This window comes from Metasolibacillus sp. FSL H7-0170 (assembly GCF_038593115.1).
Lineage (GTDB): Bacteria > Bacillota > Bacilli > Bacillales_A > Planococcaceae > Metasolibacillus > Metasolibacillus fluoroglycofenilyticus.
In genome coordinates, this window is record NZ_CP151964.1 from 3,166,798 (window position 1) to 3,185,961 (window position 19,164).

16 protein-coding genes and 1 pseudogene are annotated in these 19,164 nt (G+C 37.1%); 14 read left to right on the plus strand and 3 right to left on the minus strand.

The features are described 5' to 3' along the window. Positions 1–7: 7 nt before the first annotated feature. The 7 genes and pseudogenes from MHH70_RS14815 to MHH70_RS14845 all read left to right on the plus strand — a co-directional run bounded on the left by MHH70_RS14815 (position 8) and on the right by MHH70_RS14845 (position 6,915). Positions 8–274, plus strand: coding sequence for a zinc ribbon domain-containing protein (locus MHH70_RS14815; RefSeq protein WP_342473214.1), 267 nt, complete (start codon positions 8–10; stop codon positions 272–274). 196 nt (positions 275–470) lie between these two features. Next, positions 471–773: pseudogene (locus MHH70_RS14820) on the plus strand (recombinase family protein); the annotation flags it as partial. Positions 774–887: 114 nt separating this feature from the next. Continuing rightward, the gene (locus MHH70_RS14825) at positions 888–2,093 is read left to right on the plus strand and encodes a hypothetical protein (RefSeq protein WP_342471844.1); all 1,206 of its coding nucleotides are present in this window, start codon (positions 888–890) and stop codon (positions 2,091–2,093) included. 93 nt (positions 2,094–2,186) lie between these two features. Continuing rightward, positions 2,187–3,110, plus strand: coding sequence for a hypothetical protein (locus MHH70_RS14830; RefSeq protein WP_342471845.1), 924 nt, complete (start codon positions 2,187–2,189; stop codon positions 3,108–3,110). Positions 3,111–3,182: 72 nt separating this feature from the next. Then, the gene (locus MHH70_RS14835; protein WP_191708030.1) at positions 3,183–4,088 is read left to right on the plus strand and encodes a hypothetical protein; all 906 of its coding nucleotides are present in this window, start codon (positions 3,183–3,185) and stop codon (positions 4,086–4,088) included. Between the two features lie 290 nt (positions 4,089–4,378). Next, positions 4,379–5,818: a hypothetical protein gene (locus tag MHH70_RS14840; protein WP_342471846.1), complete on the plus strand. Its 1,440-nt coding sequence runs from the start codon at positions 4,379–4,381 to the stop codon at positions 5,816–5,818. Further along, on the plus strand, positions 5,815–6,915 hold the full coding sequence (locus MHH70_RS14845) for a hypothetical protein (protein WP_342471848.1): 1,101 nt from the start codon (positions 5,815–5,817) through the stop codon (positions 6,913–6,915). The genes MHH70_RS14840 and MHH70_RS14845 overlap by 4 nt, the downstream gene beginning before the upstream one ends. Before the next feature lie 615 nt (positions 6,916–7,530). Here the strand turns inward: MHH70_RS14845 and MHH70_RS14850 are convergent. Continuing rightward, positions 7,531–8,769, minus strand: a complete 1,239-nt coding sequence (locus tag MHH70_RS14850; protein WP_342471849.1) for an IS110 family transposase — start codon at positions 8,767–8,769, stop codon at positions 7,531–7,533. A 922-nt stretch (positions 8,770–9,691) separates the two neighbouring features. On the opposite strand from MHH70_RS14850, the gene MHH70_RS14855 reads away from it, so the two are divergent. The 5 genes from MHH70_RS14855 (at position 9,692) to MHH70_RS14875 (ending at position 14,424) form a co-directional block, all read left to right on the plus strand. Beyond that, positions 9,692–9,838, plus strand: a complete 147-nt coding sequence (locus MHH70_RS14855; protein WP_161956447.1) for a hypothetical protein — start codon at positions 9,692–9,694, stop codon at positions 9,836–9,838. A gap of 163 nt (positions 9,839–10,001) precedes the next feature. Next, complete coding sequence (locus MHH70_RS14860) at positions 10,002–10,238, plus strand: thioredoxin family protein (protein ID WP_066164642.1); 237 nt, start codon at positions 10,002–10,004, stop codon at positions 10,236–10,238. 391 nt (positions 10,239–10,629) lie between these two features. After that, positions 10,630–11,877: a serine hydroxymethyltransferase gene (gene glyA / locus MHH70_RS14865; protein WP_342471850.1), complete on the plus strand. Its 1,248-nt coding sequence runs from the start codon at positions 10,630–10,632 to the stop codon at positions 11,875–11,877. Between the two features lie 12 nt (positions 11,878–11,889). Further along, a complete protein-coding gene (gene hemL / locus MHH70_RS14870) occupies positions 11,890–13,197 on the plus strand; it encodes a glutamate-1-semialdehyde 2,1-aminomutase (RefSeq protein WP_342471851.1) in 1,308 nt (435 codons plus the stop codon). A gap of 9 nt (positions 13,198–13,206) precedes the next feature. Further along, complete coding sequence (locus MHH70_RS14875; protein ID WP_107943607.1) at positions 13,207–14,424, plus strand: cysteine desulfurase; 1,218 nt, start codon at positions 13,207–13,209, stop codon at positions 14,422–14,424. A gap of 591 nt (positions 14,425–15,015) precedes the next feature. On the opposite strand, the gene MHH70_RS14880 is transcribed toward MHH70_RS14875, so the two are convergent. Next, the gene (locus MHH70_RS14880; RefSeq protein ID WP_342471852.1) at positions 15,016–15,912 is read right to left on the minus strand and encodes a LysR substrate-binding domain-containing protein; all 897 of its coding nucleotides are present in this window, start codon (positions 15,910–15,912) and stop codon (positions 15,016–15,018) included. A 476-nt stretch (positions 15,913–16,388) separates the two neighbouring features. Here MHH70_RS14880 and MHH70_RS14885 point away from each other — a divergent pair, with 476 nt between their 5' ends. Beyond that, entirely contained in the window at positions 16,389–16,931 is a 543-nt protein-coding gene (locus MHH70_RS14885) for a DoxX family protein (protein WP_107943608.1), read from the plus strand. Between the two features lie 84 nt (positions 16,932–17,015). Here MHH70_RS14885 and MHH70_RS14890 read toward each other — a convergent pair whose 3' ends face one another. Further along, complete coding sequence (locus tag MHH70_RS14890; RefSeq protein WP_066164664.1) at positions 17,016–18,197, minus strand: GTP-binding protein; 1,182 nt, start codon at positions 18,195–18,197, stop codon at positions 17,016–17,018. A 170-nt stretch (positions 18,198–18,367) separates the two neighbouring features. Between MHH70_RS14890 and MHH70_RS14895 the strand changes: the two genes are divergently transcribed. Next, positions 18,368–19,060, plus strand: a complete 693-nt coding sequence (locus MHH70_RS14895; RefSeq protein WP_107943610.1) for a metal-binding protein ZinT — start codon at positions 18,368–18,370, stop codon at positions 19,058–19,060. Positions 19,061–19,164 lie beyond the last annotated feature (104 nt).

Genomic DNA, 19,164 nt, shown 5'->3' on the forward strand with positions numbered 1-19,164 from the left:
ATCGAGTATCGTTTACTGCGGACAGTGCGGTGATATTTATCGGCGGGTACACTGGAATAACCGAGGCTACAAGTCAATTGTTTGGCGATGCGTCAGCCGTTTGGAGGAAAAGGACTCTGAATGCACTGCCCCTACCATAAATGAGGAAACATTGCAGACAGCAGTGGTCAAGGCTATTAACGACCTTTTGGCTAAAAAAGAACCCTTCCTCTCAACGTTACAGAAAAATATAGCTACTATATTTAATGAAGAAAATGATAATGGGGCTGTCTAAAAAGAGGGTTTTGTCTAGAAATCGCATGTGGAGGAGGACTTTTGCTACTTCTCTTTCATTTTGGAGAAGCACCGCTAAACCTTGTGTTTCTAGTATTTTCAAAGAAAGCTCTGTATTTTAGAGGCGTAAACATTTTGCCAAAACACCATCATTCGCGTCCAAAATGCCGGCTATGCACGGCTTTTTGGACGCCCCCAAATTGGAAGAATTGCAACAACAGCTTCTAATACAAGCAAAGTCAAAGAATGACTATGAAGATGTGGCTGATGAAATTTACCGCCTTCGAGAATTGAAGCAAAATGCACTAGTTGAAAATGCAGAGCGAGAAGAGAAAAGGCAACGAATCGCTGAAATGACTGATTTCTTGAATGAGCAATCCTGCGAGCTGGAGGAATATGATGAGCAGTTAGTAAGACGGCTTATTGAGAAAGTAACAATTTACAATAGCGATTTAACTATTGAATTTAAATCAGGAATTGAGAGACAAATAGAAATGTGAAATATAAATCTACCCAAGCCCATGTTAATGCATACATGGGCTTATTTGAGTATCAAATTGACCGAAAACTTTTGTAGATATAAAATGAAGCAAAGGATAAAGAGAGGGAAAATCATGCTATCAATCTCGAGAAAAGATTTATATGAAAAGCTATGGACTATTGGTACCACTAAAACAGCTAAAGAGTTAAATGTACCCTATAATAAATTGAAAAATACATGTGCTAGCAATGATATTCCATTACCTACAGCATCTTATTGGAGCAGTTTACATATGGGGAATAAGAAGCCAGTCCAACCACCACTACCAAATCCAAATGATAACCGAATAGTTGTCATTGAAACAGCTAAAAAACAAATTGCAAAGGTACCTAAAAAAATAACAGTTGCAGTAAATAAAGAAAAGTCCAGTAGCCCTCCTACAGAAAAGAGCGTCGCTTCACCTACAAAGAAGATAGAAAAGGAAAAACCGTCCTATTTTCCTGACCTAGAATCTGACCAGGAAAAGTTAACTAAAATATACAACTCATTAAAGGTTAATAAGACTTTATCCAATAAACCCCATAAAGAAATAGTGGGATACCGTAGAAAAACGCAATCATATAGAGAGGATAAATTAAGAATTAATTCTGCTTCGGGTGAAATCATTCCAGAAGTTTTACCTTTCATTGATAGCTTATTTAAAGCGCTTGAAATGGCTGGAGCAAAAATCGTTAGTAAATATGATGAAACACAAGTATTGTATAAAAAGTATACATTCAGTTTGAAATTTAGACTTCCTTGTAAAAAAGTCACATTATCCCCAGAGGATAAAGACTATTCACGTTACAACACATTTAAATATGAAACAATAGGAAAAATAAATGTTGAAGTAGGTTATAAGTTGTATTGGCGTAAATGGGGCAAGCATGAAAAATTAATAAAACAAACGCAAGCTATGACAACTGAAGATTTATTAAGAAAGGTGTTCTTATACATATTTTCGCTTCCGCCAATTATGGATGAAGAAGAAAAGGCGCATATCCTAGAGGAAGAAAAAAGATTGATAGAAGAACGGGAGAGGGAATTACTTAGAGAACGGAGAGAAAAAGAGCGTAAAAAAACTGAGGATTTGTTGATTAACTCGATAAACTATTTTTACTCGAAACTAATAAAGGAATACATTTCTGCCGAGCTGGATGAAACAACAGATGAATATGAATGGGCTATGGATAAGGCTAATTGGATTCAGGATTCTAGTAAACATCCGGATGATTTGTTAACAGAAAAAGACAAAGAAGAATTATTTAACATAAAAACGACGAATAAATACTTTTTATAAAAGAAGATCAGACCACATGTAGTTCTACTGGGCGCAGGTGCGAGTTGTGCGGCTATCCCAAACGGCGATAACAATGGTAGGAAAATATCCGCAATGAATGGTTTCATTGAAAAACTTGGATTGACAGATATACTAGAAAAAATAACGCTACATACTTCTTCTGACAATTTAGAAGATATTTATATGGAACTTGATGAGCGCAGTAAAGTAGAACCCAATTGCATGGATGCCAAGCAAAAGTTAGAGGCGGTCATCCGTGACTACATGTTAAACTTCAAGTTACCTGATAGTCCTACGGTTTATGATTATTTGATTATGGGACTAACTTCAAAGGATTTAATTGCTACCTTTAATTGGGATCCACTATTAGTGCAGGCTTATGCACGTGCTATGGCTTATACTACCAATTTGCCACAGTTAGCTTTTTTACATGGAAATGTTGCAGTGGGATATTGTTCAGAGGATAATGTCATGGGTAATGTAGGAATGCCGTGTAGATGTGGTGAACCCCTCGCTCCCACAAAACTCTTATTTCCAATAAAGAATAAAGATTATGCTAGTGATACAGCTATATCAAAGTCATGGAAATCATTAAATAATGCTTTAGAGGTAGCATATATGGTTACTATTTTTGGATATAGCGCACCAAAGAGTGATGCAGAAGCTATTGGGATGTTGAATAAAGCATGGGGTGCGGTGAAAGACAGAAATCTTGAAGAAATAGAAATAGTTGATTTGCGTGATGAAGATGAGGTTATCCAATCGTGGGATGATTTTATTCATACGCATCATTATTCATACCATTCCAATCTTTTCACAACAACAATAGGGAGATGTCCAAGAAGAAGTTGTGAAGCAACGTTTGACAGATTGATGATGAATCATTGGTTAAAACCAGATAAAGGGTTTAAACCAGATATGGATTTTAGTGATATAGATAAATTGACTTGTGATTTAATAATTGATGAGGAAAATAAAAAAGGGACAAAGAAACTCCTTTTAGACCCATATGTGTAGATGATGTATTAAATCGCGAAATAAAAGTTACCTATTTAATAAATGGTAAATAGGAATTTAAGGAGATGGCTTATGAAATTATATTCTGAAAGACATGGTATAAGAGCACCACTGGAAAAGACATATTCTATTAACAGGGATATGTATTCATTACTTTTAGATTGCTGCAAAAGATATCAAAAAAACTTAACGCATATTTTCATTCTAAATTGTCATCATGACTTTACAGATAGTGACTATGTTGCATTTGATGAAAAAGGATTTATAACTAGAATTAAAATAAGAATCCCTTCTCTATTTCGGGATGAGTACGATAGAATTTGTGCCCCTGCATATGACGATGAATATGACCAGTATGCACTTTTAGACCTTATTGAGTTTTTTGCACAAAATATTAAGGATATCTCAGAACGATGGAATAATGAGAGATACCGAAACTATAAAACGATAGATTGCCATAACTCTTCAGATGTATTTGAAAATTTCCAGGAGGCAATAAATGAAATATTTACTGAGTCGGGGCTACTTTATGAACTTACAGATGAAAAAATTATAGAAAGAATTGTTGAAAACAGTCCACTTACAACGGAAATTGAAAATACTTTTGCAGCGGTACATGAGGTAGGCACAAGAGAGTTGTTGAAAGATGCTGTTGCATTATATAAGACACCAAATCCAACAGCACGACAAGATTCAGTGGAAAAGATATGGGATGCGTTAGAACGTCTAAAAACTTACTATACAACATTAGATAAGAAACATTCATCCAAAAAAATAGTAAATGATATGGCAAACGGAAATGATGATTTTGCCGATTTGTTTAATAATGAATTTAAGGTGTTGACGGACATTGGAAATAAATATCGCATACGGCATCATGAAACTGATAGGATTGATATTACTGATGTCCGTTATTACGACTATTTTTTCAATCGTTGTTTATCACTAATTGCACTTGCCATACAATATTTGAGGTAAAAGAAATACTGATTATGTACTATTCCTTTGAAAAAGGAAAATTCGGCAAAAAAACGTAGATGTGTTGTTAGGCTGAAATGAAAATCAAACTACATATTCTTACATTTACAATGTGATGACAATTGAATAAAGAAGCAGAAACCGTAATTGGAAAAATGAAAAGTGATTTAAAATGTCGGGTCTATTGACTTTCTCGGCTTTACCCTCAAGGAGATTGATAACCTAAAAATAAGATTCAACCAGATATTCGGATATAACGCAAACTAAAAAAAGGGAGGGAGTATAACAGCATGAATCAAGCAGAAGGAACAGACCGATTCGTTCTTAGAATGAGTGTTGCTGACGATGGGTTTAGCTTTTCATCTTCCATCGAAACAGCATTAATATCTGCGGAAACTGAAATTCAGAGTCTGAAAGAGACAATCATGTCAGTTGAGAGTCTCAGACCGAACTGTGATAAGTTGGATTATGCGTTGGCTGCAAGTTCAGGAGTTCTCTGTGGCATCATTGATATTTTCCTGGTTGGAAAACCTGGAGAGTCACCGGCTGGAGATGTTACTGATAAGTGGTTTGTAAATCGGACAACTGATTTCGCTAAACTTTGCGGATGGGAAGGCAAAGGAAATGATTCACTGTCATCAGCAATTGGCTTTCTTGAGAAGAAATTTAAAATTCCATATGACCAGCGCGGAGCCGGTGATGCTGGAAGTATAGTATTTGACTTGAATCCTTCAAATCATCATTTCAAATCACTTGGCCATAATCCGACTTTGCTTGGTTTGTTTTTTTCGATATTAGATCAGTTTACAAATCAATCGCACTTTGTTTCCGGTGGAGAACTGATATCTTTACAGAATGCTGATGGAAAATTTGAACTTCGCGGCTGTAATGTTCCAGAAAAATTATTTTGTGGGTTCGTCAACTGGTTTGGCCATTTGATTTCCGATATATCTGGATCATCCAGCAGTAAAGGTCGAGGTATGGGAATACCTTCTCCGTTTTGGGCATGGACGAATGATATTATTGCAATAAAGAGAAAACTGAACATTCCCGTTTCACAGTTTGACAACACAATAAATGAGTTGGCTCTGAGCATATACAAAGAAGGATACGATATCCGCTTTCAAGCCACCCAAGTCATTCCAGTCTTTATCAATGAAATCATTGTCAGGTTGGTATATGCGATAAGGCGATTGGTAAAATATTTCGTAACAACAGGGAAAGAAGAACGTTCGGCATCCGCTATGTGGATAGCTTGTGAGCCATTCTCAAATCCCACCGTAAAAAGAATGCTTACAATAGCGCACGGCACCTTCTGCATGATGGATCTCGGCGATGCAACCATACGGGCTTTCATAACCGGAGGTGGTACCTTCAATGCGACTGAATTTTTCCTTCGGCTTAACATAGTGGGGGTGGGCCGTTTCACGATTTCATTGTATGGCGAAGCAAAGCGGGTTGTTGTAATACGAAAAGCTGAGTCCGAAGCTCAGTTTGCAAGAAGAGAAATAACCATCGTAGAAAACTATCTGAACGGACTCTCATTATTATCGGAATTATACGATGATAAGGATCTTGTAGATTTTATTGATGACTTTAAGAATAGCGATATGTATGTTCAGGCATTCCAAAAATCTGTCCGATTGGCAGAACTCAGAAAGGTCCCTGATAATAATATACTCAGAACAAAATCCGATATAGATTTATATTTTGGGGGTAACAGACAATGAGCAAGAAAAAATCGAGGTTAAAACTTGCCCAAGAGCAGGCAGAATCGGCTATCAAGAAAACAAATGATAAAATTGGCGAGTTGGGCACACTCACAAGCCAGCTTTATGATGGATTGAACACCATACAAAAACTCTTTGACGAAATTAGAAATGTTCCAGGCGAGAAGCGATTAGAGTATGAAAAACTGAAAAAAATCCGTCTGAACTGGAAGCAGCAAGCAGAAAAGATTGAATCAGATTACAAAAATGCCGTCGCAAAAAATGCTGGAAAAGGTGCTGCTGGTCTAGGTGCCGGAATCGCAGTTGCGGCTCTTGGCCCTACTGCCGCAATGGGAATTGCGACAACATTCGGTATTGCTTCAACAGGAACAGCCATATCTACATTGAGTGGCGCGGCAGCTACCAACGCGGCATTAGCTTGGTTGGGCGGAGGTGCGCTTGCGGCCGGTGGTGGAGGAATGGCTGCTGGAAATGCATTCCTGGCCCTTGCCGGACCTGTTGGTTGGGCGATTGCCGGAGTTGCACTTGTGGGCAGCGGGTTTCTGCTATGGAAAGGGAAAAGTGATCAGAACCGTCTTGAGGAGATTTTCACCCTCATCAGCAAGCGTGATGTTAAATCATACGAACTTGCTATTGTAGAAATTAATGAGCGAATAAGCCGCATTAAAGATGAAAGCCAAAAACTAAATTGTGCAAGTGAAAGAACAAGAGCATTTGGCTTGGACTACAACTTAATGACAGAGGCACAGCAATATGAATTGGGTTCTTATGTAAATCTGATGAATTCCTCTACTCAATTGTTGGTTAATCCGATAACTGGATTGCAACCAAAATACGACATAGGTGATCTGAAGGAATACATAGCTTTCAGTAAAAAGAAGTTTGATGATAAGCAGAAATCTTTGATTGTTTCTCTCTCCAATCTCTTGTTTAAGATAAATTTTGATGAAAAAGATAAGACACTATTATGGAAGTCTTTCAAAGGAAACAAGAAGTTCTTGTCTTCGATAGAAATGTCAAAGCGGGATTTTGAATTTTCAATTATTGAAACAGTAACTGATGCTCTTAAGCATAAGTATCGTTCAGAAAAAGGTTGATAGCAATATTCAGATACTGAGAAAATACTTGCCTATAAATGTTTGGAGTGAGCCATTTAAATCGACAGAGCAGTAGTGAACATCCTTTATATTTTACGAGTGTAATGGATATGTTCCCGTCTACCGATAGTGACAAAAAAGCAGTGGATATGTTTCCGAGAACGGACACATTCAAATGACATTCATTCTGTCCTCTCGAGCCATGTGGAGTGTGTATCGTTGCTACAAAGAGAAACTATATAGAAATCCTTAGTTTTAAACACTTTCACAAGCATTTCGTGTTTGTAGGAGAAGGTGAAAAAACGAGAAATAAAGTACTGAAAAACCACATTACCGTTTCAGTGGTAATTAATCTGGGGTGTGGGAACACAATAGAATAAAAACATTGTAAGGCGTTCAAATAAAATGAACGTCTTTTTTTTACGCCTAAAAATGGAGAAAAGCACAGTGGTGTAATGTCAACCATTAAAAACAGTAAAATTGGAAATTCTTAAGTGCTGTAACTGCTAAATGACCATTTTTAGGCGCACTCAAATAAACCTCGCGTTTTCCAACTAAAAATAGTTAAAAAATGGAAGTTTGGAAAACGGCTAAAGAAAAGTGAGAAATTGTTGGTTATTCTCTCCTTTCTTCTTTCGGAATGTACAACTGTTTCGTGCGTAGTAGCGAATGCACGAGTCGTACAAGTTTTCTAGCGGTTAAGACGAGAGCGCGTTTGTGTTGATGCTTGGTTACTTCATGGTATTTCTTTTGATAAAAGGCTTTATATTCGGTGTCATGTTTTCGTATGGCGTCTGATGCTTGCACAAGATAATAGCGTAAATACTTATTACCGGTTCGCATTCGGCTGGTATCCTCGGCTTCATACTCGCCTGACTGATACTGTGTCCATACTAAACCTGCATATTTCGCTAAAGCGTGATGATCATCAAAACGATGAATATCCCCAATCTCAGCGATTAAGCCCGCTGCGTACACGGGACCGATGCCTTTTACCGATGTTAATGTTTGTGGAATGCCTTTCATAATGCGCTCGATTTCCTTATCAAGACGCTTCACTTGGCTTTCGATGTGTTGAATGGTGCTTAAAATCACGGATAAAGAGAGATTAACCGGATCGGCCATCACTTTATCTAAACGGTACGAATTACGTGCGAGCTGCTTGAGATATTTCGCAATCTCTTCCGGCTCTGCAAAACGATTTTTGCCTTTCTCTTGAAGGAATTCGACCAGTTCCTCCAAAGGCATATCGGCAATGATGCCAGGGTCCAGTTCTTCAATGACCGCAATGCTTGTCGCACCGAATGTATCGGAGAACGGATTGTCTTGGCGTAAGCCACTAAATTTTAAGTACAGTTGATTTAACATGTACGTTTTATTACGCGCAATTTCATGGACTAAATGGAATCGTGTGCGTGTTAAACGACGCAGTGCATCATAGATTAAGGTTTCTTGCATTTCATGTGGCAATCGTCCAAAGCGTAGATGATCCGCAATAACCCAGGCGTCTACTTTGTCGTTCTTCGGTAACGTATCATAGCCCTTCTTAAAACGAGCTACTTTACGGGCGTTGAGCATATAAATCGCTGTTTGAAGATGGGGTAAGACTTTCTTACATTGTGCTTTTAAGTAATGGGCAAGGTGCCAACTATATTGATCCGTGGCTTCCATCCCAATTTTTAATTGATCTGTTTGATTTTTTTCCGCTGTTCGTACAATTTTATGAATCAAGGTGTCCGCACCTATAACATCATTTTGAACAGAAAAATCAGCGAGTGTGTGTCCCTCTCCATGCATGAAATGGACATGATGGGAGCGCAAACTCACGTCAATACCGACTAGCATTTGTGACATGCCAATCACCTCCTAAGGGGGAATTAATCAAGATACACTCAGACCTGGGTGCCCACCCGAATCATCGATGTCTGCCTCGTTATCAGCAATCGCAAGCAGAAGACCATAAATGAGCGCTACACTCTCTTCTAAACCTTGCGTCGCAGCCAGTGGTTAGACCTTCAATAATGAACGATGGGTAGCAGGCTTATTAAGCAGTACAATGGATGTCTGCAAGGAGGGAAAGCTATTTCCTGCGAATACCTTGTCTGTTCCATTGTCGCATGGACACAGGGCTGAGTGAACTATTTTGGATGAATAAAAAAGGACGAAGTACTGAAATGGAGCTTCCTCCATCCTTCGCCCATGTGCTATAAAATTAGGTTAAAAAAGTGTATGACAAATAAACAGGTAAGCACCTGTAGGCAATACTTAAAATAGTATTTAACAAAAAATGATGATTTCCTTTTGGCTCCCTCGGTAAAGCAGGGGTCAAACAGGTAAAACATAAAACAAGAGTGAGGGAGCCAATCGGCGACCACTTCCTATAGGAAATCCAACAGATCCCCCAGCTGTCCGGATCAACTGGAAATTCTATCGGAAAGAGCTCTTACTACTAATATACGAGGGGGTGGAATATGAAGAAACTAACTTTAGGAAGTTTATTTGATAGTATCGGGGTATTTCCATTTTACAATTTGGTATGAAGGAGAGGAAAAAGAATGATTTATTCGTCAACTTGCTCCATTTCAAAAGTCTTAAAGCCTATAGGAAAATAAAGATTTTTATATAAAATGATTTCCATATTTTGGTTGGATCAAACTAAATTTAGAATAAGCAGTGATTCACAATGAATACTTTTTTCCTCTCGCTCCCGTCCTTTTATTGGATTCAAGCCGCTTTGTATAAGTTAAAACAAATTTATAATGAAAAGAAGTTGCTAATGATGGAACTAAAATATGTCATTCCAAACATGGAAAAACGTCGGGAAATGTTTTTGCCAAATGAAGATGGTACGGTGACAACGGAAGGAAAAGAACGCACTTTTAATAACAATCTATTCAGTCTTCTTAATTTTTTAGATTTTTAAATAATAAAGAACTTTGATAAAAATTGGACAATGTTACTAAAGAATTCAATTAGTTTTACCTATGGATACCATAGGTAATTTGAGATTGTTTACTTTTAGGCCTCTTTCTATAATTTGAATTAAGTAGCAATGCTACGAAAAAGTTATAGGGAGATGAATATATATGACAAAAGCAATTTTTTATCATGCGGGGTGTCCAGTTTGTGTAGAGGCGGAGCAAATGATTCTTGATTATCTTGACAAATCAAAGACTACTACAGAAGTTGTGCATCTTGGCACTGACCAGAATCGTATAGAAGAAGCAGAAAAGGCTGGTGTAAAATCAGTGCCAGCATTGGTAATCGGTGAAGCTGTATATCATATCAATTTTGGTGCAAGTTTAGCTGATGTTAAGGGATAAATACTAAAAGAAGGTGCTTCTTGGGCACCTTCCCCTAGTTTCAAAAAGGTTTTTTAAAACATACATTTAATAAGCTAAATTTGAAAAGGGATGAAATGTTACGATGTTTAATCCTCAATATCAAAGAATGAGAGATTAATTTAATAAGAGGTTAACTAGCATTATTTAATATCCAACAAATAAAATTTTCAAGATGTCACTCTCGTTGTTAAGAATAACAATGAGATTTTTTAATCAATCTTGCGATAAAAAAGTACAGAATATTAAATCATATATGTTGAACTTGCAAATTAAGATTCCAATTAAAAGAATAAATAAAGAATTTGAATTCTAAATTCATATGTAAAAAAATCATTTTGTAATAAATCCATACATAAGGGAGGAAATATAAATGGAGAATTTGCTTAAAGAAGATCCAGCTATAGCAAAAGCAATTCAGCAGGAGCTATATCGGCAGCGCGATAAAATTGAATTGATTGCTTCAGAAAACTTTGTTAGTGAAGCTGTTATGGAAGCGATGGGTACAGTCCTCACAAATAAATATGCGGAAGGATATCCTGGACAAAGATATTATGGAGGTTGCGAGTATGTTGACATTGTAGAAGAATTGGCTAGAGAAAGAGTTAAAGAATTATTTGATGCAGAACACGTCAATGTACAGCCGCACTCAGGTTCGCAGGCTAATGCAGCAGTTTATTTTGCAGCTGTAAATCCAGGAGATACGATTTTGGGCATGAATTTATCACATGGTGGTCATTTAACACATGGAAGTCCCGTTAACTTTTCTGGTCAGCTATATCATTTTGTTTCTTATGGCGTCGACGAACAAACTCACCTAATAAACTATGATGAAGTGAGGAAACTTGCCCATGAACATAAACCTCGAATGATTGTAGTGGGAGCAAGTGCTTATCCACGTACAATTGATTTCAAAGCTTTTTCTGAAATTGCTAAAGAGGTAGATGCGTTATTTCTTGTAGATATGGCGCATATTGCAGGTATTATTGCAGCTGGTTTACATCCAAACCCTGTACCATATGCTGATTTTGTAACAACGACAACGCATAAAACCCTACGAGGTCCAAGGGGAGGAGTCATCATATGTAAGAAATCCTGGGCACAAGCAATTGATAAAGCAGTCTTTCCAGTTATTCAGGGTGGTCCGCTTATGCATATGATTGCTGCCAAAGCGATAGCATTTAAAGAAAATTGCTCCTCTGAATTTAAAGAATATATGAAACATGTACTACAGAATGCAAAAGTATTAGCTCAAGCGCTAATAGCAGAGGGTTTAAACGTTGTATCGGGAGGTACTGACAATCATCTTATCCTCTTAGATCTTCGCAATATCGACATTACTGGAATGGATGCGCAGCTACTCCTTGATGAGATTGGCATCACGGTAAACAAAAACGCCATTCCATTTGATACGGCAAGTCCACAAATAACGAGTGGAATACGCATTGGTACACCAGCCGTAACTACAAGAGGAATGGGACCAGATGAGATGATAGAGATAGCAAGTATTATTTCACGAGCATTGAAAAACCCACAAGATTCAAAATTAATTAAACAGCTTAGTGATGAGGTCAAGAAAATAACTTCGAGGTTCACCTTATATGAACAGAAGATTCACTGAGAGGGGAAATAAATGAATATAAAAAGAGTGGATTCTTATTCCAAAGCATTATTCGAACAAGCAAAAAATGTGATTCCTGGAGGAGTAAACAGCCCGGTACGTGCATTTTCATTAGTTGACTCTCTTCCTGTTTTCATTAAAAAGGGTCAAGGATCTCACATAGTTGATGTTGATGGAAATAAGTATATTGATTATATATGTTCATGGGGACCTTTGATACTTGGGCATACCCATCCGGCAGTGGAGAAAGAGATACAGAAAGCAGTAAGCGATGGATCAAGTTTTGGATTGTCTACTGAAATTGAAGTGAAAATGGCTAGATTAATATGTGAAATTGTTCCATCTATTGAAATGGTACGAATGGTTAACTCTGGAACAGAGGCTGTAATGAGTGCATTACGTTTGGCAAGGGGATATACGAAGAGGCAAAAAATTGTTAAATTTCAAGGTGGTTACCATGGACATGCAGATGCTTTGCTAATCAAAGCTGGTTCAGGTGTCGCTACATTAGGATTGCCTGATAGTCCGGGGGTATCCAATAACGTCGCTGCTGATACTATTACATTACCTTATAACGATATGGAGAGTATTCATCATATTTTTGAACAATTCGGAGAACAAATTTCAGCCGTTATTGTCGAGCCAGTTGCCGGAAATATGGGAGTCGTGCCGCCAAAACCTGGATTTCTTCAATTGTTACGTGAAATTACTAAACAGTACGGTAGCTTGCTTATCTTTGATGAAGTAATGACTGGTTTTCGCGTAGACTATCATGGGGCACAGAGCCTGTACGGAGTCATTCCTGATATTACTTGTTTGGGAAAAATCATCGGAGGAGGATTACCTGTAGGCGCTTATGGAGGCAAACGCGAAATCATGGAGCAGATAGCCCCTGTCGGACCGATTTATCAAGCAGGAACATTATCGGGGAATCCACTTGCCATGTCAGCTGGATATAAAACCCTTCAGTTATTGGAGAAGAGTGAAATCTATGATGAGTTGGAAAGAAAAGCAGCAAGATTAGAAGAAGGTTTCAAACAAAACGCGGAATTGACAAATATGCCATTAAAGATTAATAGGGTAGGCTCTATGCTTTCTACCTTTTTTACAGAACAAGAGGTTGTTGATTATGAAACAGCTAAGAGTTCAGATATGCAAGTTTTTAAAAAATATTATACGAGTATGCTGAATTTGGGGATTTTGACTGCCCCTACACCCTATGAGGTGATGTTCATATCGGCAGCACATTCCGATGAAGATATTGAAGATACAATCAAGGCTCATTATCAAGCACTTAGTAACGTCAAAAGTATAGGGTGAGGAATAATAATGGAATCAATCAATATACGAAAACAGTTCCCGATATTGAATCAAAAGATTCATGGGCATCCGCTAGTTTATTTGGATAACGCAGCGACAACACAGAAACCGCTCCAAGTCATTGAATCATTGCGACAATACTATGTACAAGATAATGCTAATGTACACAGAGGAGTGCATACATTAAGTTCACGTGCTACAGATGCTTATGAAGGAGCACGTAGAATAGTAGCCAATTTTCTTAATGCAAAGACGGAAAAAGAAGTTATCTTCACTCGTGGCACGACATCCTCTATAAATCTAGTAGCTAGTAGTTATGCGCGGGCTGTCTGCAAGGAAGGGGATGAAATTGTGATTTCCGAAATGGAACATCACAGTAATTTGCTACCTTGGCTACAAGTAGCAAAAGCAACGAAAGCTAAGTTGAAATATATCCCACTACAAAATGACGGAACATTTTCTATTGGAGATGCCGAGAAAGTAATTACATCCCATACGAAAGTTGTAGCCGTTTCGCATGTTTCTAATGTATTGGGAATTGCTAACCCAGTGAAACAAATGGCTGCAATTGCTCATAAACATGGTGCTGTCCTCATAGTGGATGGTGCACAAAGTGTCCCTCATATTAAGGTGGATGTTCAGGATTTGGGCTGCGATTTCTATGCCTTTTCAGGTCATAAGATGTGTGGACCAACTGGTATTGGAGTGTTGTATGGTAAAAAGAAATTGCTTGAGAAGATGGAACCAATTGAATTTGGAGGAGAGATGATTGATTATGTTGATTTATATAATGCATCTTGGAAAGAATCGCCGTGGAAATTTGAAGGAGGAACTCCAATTATCGCAGGTGCAATTGGTTTAGCTGCAGCTATTGACTTTCTAGAAGGAATAGGAATAGATGCGATAGAAAAGCATGATAAACAATTAACTAGCTATGCGGTGGGACAAATGAAACAAATTGAAGATGTGACAATGTATGGACCTGATGATGGGCGTTTAGGGTTGGTTACGTTTAATTTAGGAAATGTACATTCGCATGATTTAGCTACGGTTCTTGATACTTATGGTATAGCAATACGCGCTGGGCATCATTGCTGCCAACCGTTAATGCGACACTTTGGAGCTAGTGCTACTGCACGTGCCAGCTTTTACTTATACAATACGGAAGAAGATGTCGACCGCTTCATTTTAGCACTAAAGAAAACAAAAGAGTTTTTTAAAAGGTAATTTTATTTAAATAGCAGCGTAAATATACTCTATTTCGATGGATGGGTAAACGCTTGGTCACAAATGAAAGGCAAAGAAAATTTAGATTTATAAACAACAGGGGATTTGATTATATGTGGGTGCCTAGAACTTTTCAATAGCGGGTTCTGAGGCAAGGGGAGGTGCTGGGATTTAAGCTAATTTAAAAACTTTCTAGGAAAAATGGGTGCTTGGTCTAAGCTCTACCACTAGTATAGTTGTGCACCATCCATATACGACGCAAAATATATTTCTTATACAATTAAATGATATTGAAGCACAGGTATATACAGCGCTTGGGAGATAAGTATTGTAGTGTTTGCCAGACCAATTCGGCACTTACATGATATAAGAGGGCTTGATTTCTTAATTGGTATTGAATGCCAAGAAGCGATTGCCTCAATAATTCAAAAGTTGCTGCAACAACGACAATTAGTGATAACTAAGAGAACCTATGTAATCATCCTGGCATCAAGTTTATTAATTATGAAAGAAGAAATTGACCAAGCCGTTAATCCCATTAAATTTGTACTAAAAAATATTGAAAACATAAAAATTATTCCTGATAATTTTCTAGTTAAAGCGTTCATCTTTAATTGTGTTAATCAATTGTTCCATAAAAACACGACTAGCAGCACATAAATGTTTGTTCTTGCGATAGGCGATGCCAATCTGTGTAGTGATTACCGGATCTTGAATAGGAATCGTTTTAATATGAATATTATCAATATAATCTAGGTAAGCCTTTGGTAGTATCGTAACGCCAACGCCTTTACTTACCATTTGAATGATAGATTCCATTGTCGTCATTTCAAGCACAGTTTTGGGTGTGAAATTCATTAAGCGGCACTGTTCGTTCACAACTTGTCGTAGAAAATAGGTTTCAGGCAATAAAATAGATGGTATCTCCTTTAAAACTTGAAGTGATACACATTGCTCTTTTGCAATGAAATGATCTATAGGTGCAGCAAAAGCAAGATTTTCTTGATAGAGAGGAATACCTTCTAGGTCTTCATGTTCCAATGGTAAAAAAACGATACCCAAATCCAATTCATTTTGTAAAAGTCCTTTGTAAATATCTCCGGTCCGTAGTCCTTGTACAGAAAGCTCTATATTAGGATAAGCATTGTGAAACCTGATAACTGTTGGGGGCAGCAAGTAATTAACAACTGTGAGTAGAGAGCCAATTTTGAGTGTTCCCCTCTCCAATCCCTGAAGTTCGCTAATTGCAGCACGTGCCTGCGAAATTTCATGAAAAACATTGTAGCTGTGATGGAGCAATGTTTTGCCTGCATCAGTAAGTATATTTTTTTTGCCAATGCGATCAAATAAAGGCATCCCTACTTCATGTTCTAACAAGCTAATTTGCTGACTAAGAGAAGGTTGGGCGATCCCCAGTTTCTCAGCCGCACGTGTAAAATGCAGTTCTTGACATAATACGATAAAGTATTCCAATTGTCTTAGTTCCATCGAACTTCCTCCCAATTATTTATATTCAAAATGATAGGTTTTAACTATAATTATATATTAATCCATTATGTATTTCTAAAAGAAATTAATCATGAATATTTTTATTGGTGTGAAATATATACAAAAGAACGATTTTCTATTCCATTAAGCCGTGGAGAAAAGGTAGTTATTGATTATATTTTACCAGTGAAATCAAAATTAAACGAAACAAAATTTTAGGGAATTGATTTTTGACAAAGAAAAAACATAGAAAATTATTAAGCATTCATTGAAAATAATAGTGACATGATAGTGAATATAAATCTCGCAAAGAATTTATTATTCTCCTACATATAGATTAATGAATATAACAAAAGATTACTGATAAATAATGGGTATTTTAATATATTTAGTCTTGCAATATCATTATTTACAGAACTCTATAGAAAGTTTTACTATTAAAATATATAATGAATCTATAAGGAGAGGAAAAATTTATGAGAAATAAAACTACTATTTATATCCCTGAAAATCCAGTTTCAAGCTTTTTGTTTAGTGATACCCGCTCTGCAATTATTTGGTTAATTATTCGTCTTTATGTCGGGTATATATGGCTGACAGCAGGTTGGGGGAAAATCCAGAACGATGCATGGGTTGGTGAAAATGGAGGGAAGGCACTTGAAGGATTTGTAATGGGGGCACTTTCCAAATCACAAGAAACAGCAGATGTAACAGGATGGTATGCATCTTTTTTAGAAAACAGTGTGCTACCGAATGCAAAACTACTTTCGTTCGTTGTTGCGTACGGAGAGCTTTTAGTAGGTCTAGGATTGATTTTTGGCTTATTAACTGGGATTGCAGCCTTTTTTGGCGCATTTATGAATGTGAGTTTCTTATTTGCAGGAACTTTAAGTAGCAATCCATTGCTATTTATCCTTGCAACATGGCTAGTGCTTGCATGGAAGGTTGCCGGATGGTATGGACTGGACCGTTGGGCTTTACCGAAATTAGGCACACCTTGGAATAAAAAACTACAATGACTACCAATTAAATATGTTCATAAGCGCAGTTCAAATTTGAACTGCGCTTATTTTATGGTTTTGTAGTTACTCCCTAGCGACAAATTAAATACTTGCAACAAAAGGGGGTAATGGGTCAATAAACTGCAGCCAATTTTGCTGCATTTCATTATCAGTTAACAAGCATTCATCTAATTGCTGCGTAATTTTTGAAGCATCTAAATCGATACCAATAAAGACGATTTCATTTTGTTTATCACCGAATTGCTCATGCCAACGTAGCTGTAATTCGGGGTCCTGTTCAAAAGCTATTTTTTGCATATGCTTTGGTAAATCCACAAGCCATTGCCCAGCAGCCTGAAATTGAATTGATGCTCCTGCTTGGGAAACTAATCCAGCAAGATTGCGGCCAGCAAGCCAGAAAAAACCTTTAGAGCGGATAATTTCACTTGGGAAGCTAGCTAACCAATCATGCCAGCGTTCAGGGTGAAACGGACGTTGACGTCGATAAACAAAGGAAGATATGCCGTATTCCTCGGTTTCGGGGATATGTTCATTATTAAGCTCTTTAATCCAGCCAGCGCTCATGCTCGCATTTTCAAAATCAAATAATTTACGATTTAGTATATCATTTAATGGGACTTGTCCGTTCATAGCAGTAATAACTTCAGCATCTGGATTGAGCTTTTTTAACAGTTCCTTCAGCGCGCCAATATATGATGGATTGACAATATCTGCTTTGGAAATAATAAGAATATTAGCGAATTCTATTTGATCAATAAGTAAATCAGAAACATCACGTTGGTCCAATTTGTCATCTGTTTGAGCTCGCTCTAACAATGTTTCACCGCTTTCATAGTCATCCATAAAACGTGCTGCGTCCACGACTGTTATCATGGCATCAATATAGCAACGATTATTCAATGTAATATTGAGAGAATCATCAGCTATCGTTAAAGTTTGTGCTACAGGTAATGGCTCTGAAATACCTGTTGATTCAATTATTATTCCATCTAACTCTTGATTTTGCAGCAATTTATCTACTTCAATTAATAAATCTTCACGTAAAGTGCAGCAAATACAGCCATTTGTTAATTCAATAAAGCTCTCCTCTGTGCGAGAAAATCCACCATCTTCAATGAGCTGTGCATCGATATTAATCTCACTCATATCGTTGACAATAACAGCAAGTTTGCGCCCCTCCCGATTAGCTAAAATATAATTTAATAATGTCGTTTTGCCAGCTCCTAAATAACCGCTTAGTACAGTAACAGGAATTTTTTTCATTAATGAACACCCCTAAAAAGTAATGATTACGATTTATAATATATAATTTATTTAGGATATTTGTCAATATAAATAGTAATGATTACGTTTTGTGAATAAAATTGTTTACAAATAGTAATGATTACTATATAGTTTTAAATCGTAGTCATTACGATTTAAGGAGGAGTATTATGAATAAAAGATGGTTAATGCCATTTGCGGCTGCTACAATGGCTTTTACTTTAGTTGCATGTCAAGAGGAGGCAAAGGAGGATAGGGAAGTAGGCTCTGAGGCTACAGACCATAGCCATGACCATAATCATGACCACGGGGAACAAACAGAGCAAGACAAACAAATTGCTAAAGGCTATTTTGAAGATAGTGATATTACAAATCGTCCATTAACAAATTGGCAAGGTGAGTGGCAGTCGGTTTATCCATATTTACAAGATGGCACACTTGATAAGGTCTTTGAGCATAAAGCATTACATGGAGATAAAACGGCAGAAGAATATAAGGAATATTACACAATTGGTTATCAAACAGATGTCACGCATATTGATATTACTAATAAGACTATGACATTTCATAAAGATGGGGAAATGCTGACAGGGACATATGAGTACGATGGATATGAAATTTTAACATACGAAAAAGGGAATCGTGGCGTTCGTTATATATTTAAGCAAATTGACAATGATTCCAAAGCACCGAAATATGTTCAGTTCAGCGATCATATTATTTCTGATAAAGTATCAGGACATTTCCATATTTACTTTGGCGAGGATCGTGCAAAATTATTAGAAGAAATGGAAAATTGGCCAACATACTATCCAAAAGCATTAACTAGAGAAGAAATTGTTGAAGAAATGAATGCCCATTAATAAAATTTTGTAAACACTTTAGGCAAAGAAAATGAAGGCGTCTGAAAAGCGTGCAAAGCACTGTTTTTCAGATGCTTCTTTTGCTTTTTATCAGGCGTGTTGAT

What these genes read in the sequence shown, in the direction of transcription:
- MHH70_RS14825 (WP_342471844.1), top strand. Translation starts at nt 888, where the DNA reads ATGCTATCAATCTCGAGAAAAGATTTATATGAAAAGCTATGGACTATT.
- MHH70_RS14830 (WP_342471845.1), top strand. Translation starts at nt 2,187, where the DNA reads ATGAATGGTTTCATTGAAAAACTTGGATTGACAGATATACTAGAAAAA.
- MHH70_RS14835 (WP_191708030.1), top strand. Translation starts at nt 3,183, where the DNA reads ATGAAATTATATTCTGAAAGACATGGTATAAGAGCACCACTGGAAAAG.
- MHH70_RS14840 (WP_342471846.1), top strand. Translation starts at nt 4,379, where the DNA reads ATGAATCAAGCAGAAGGAACAGACCGATTCGTTCTTAGAATGAGTGTT.
- MHH70_RS14845 (WP_342471848.1), top strand. Translation starts at nt 5,815, where the DNA reads ATGAGCAAGAAAAAATCGAGGTTAAAACTTGCCCAAGAGCAGGCAGAA.
- MHH70_RS14850 (WP_342471849.1), bottom strand. Translation starts at nt 8,769, where the DNA reads ATGTCACAAATGCTAGTCGGTATTGACGTGAGTTTGCGCTCCCATCAT.
- MHH70_RS14855 (WP_161956447.1), top strand. Translation starts at nt 9,692, where the DNA reads ATGATGGAACTAAAATATGTCATTCCAAACATGGAAAAACGTCGGGAA.
- MHH70_RS14860 (WP_066164642.1), top strand. Translation starts at nt 10,002, where the DNA reads ATGACAAAAGCAATTTTTTATCATGCGGGGTGTCCAGTTTGTGTAGAG.
- glyA (WP_342471850.1), top strand. Translation starts at nt 10,630, where the DNA reads ATGGAGAATTTGCTTAAAGAAGATCCAGCTATAGCAAAAGCAATTCAG.
- hemL (WP_342471851.1), top strand. Translation starts at nt 11,890, where the DNA reads ATGAATATAAAAAGAGTGGATTCTTATTCCAAAGCATTATTCGAACAA.
- MHH70_RS14875 (WP_107943607.1), top strand. Translation starts at nt 13,207, where the DNA reads ATGGAATCAATCAATATACGAAAACAGTTCCCGATATTGAATCAAAAG.
- MHH70_RS14880 (WP_342471852.1), bottom strand. Translation starts at nt 15,912, where the DNA reads ATGGAACTAAGACAATTGGAATACTTTATCGTATTATGTCAAGAACTG.
- MHH70_RS14885 (WP_107943608.1), top strand. Translation starts at nt 16,389, where the DNA reads ATGAGAAATAAAACTACTATTTATATCCCTGAAAATCCAGTTTCAAGC.
- MHH70_RS14890 (WP_066164664.1), bottom strand. Translation starts at nt 18,197, where the DNA reads ATGAAAAAAATTCCTGTTACTGTACTAAGCGGTTATTTAGGAGCTGGC.
- MHH70_RS14895 (WP_107943610.1), top strand. Translation starts at nt 18,368, where the DNA reads ATGAATAAAAGATGGTTAATGCCATTTGCGGCTGCTACAATGGCTTTT.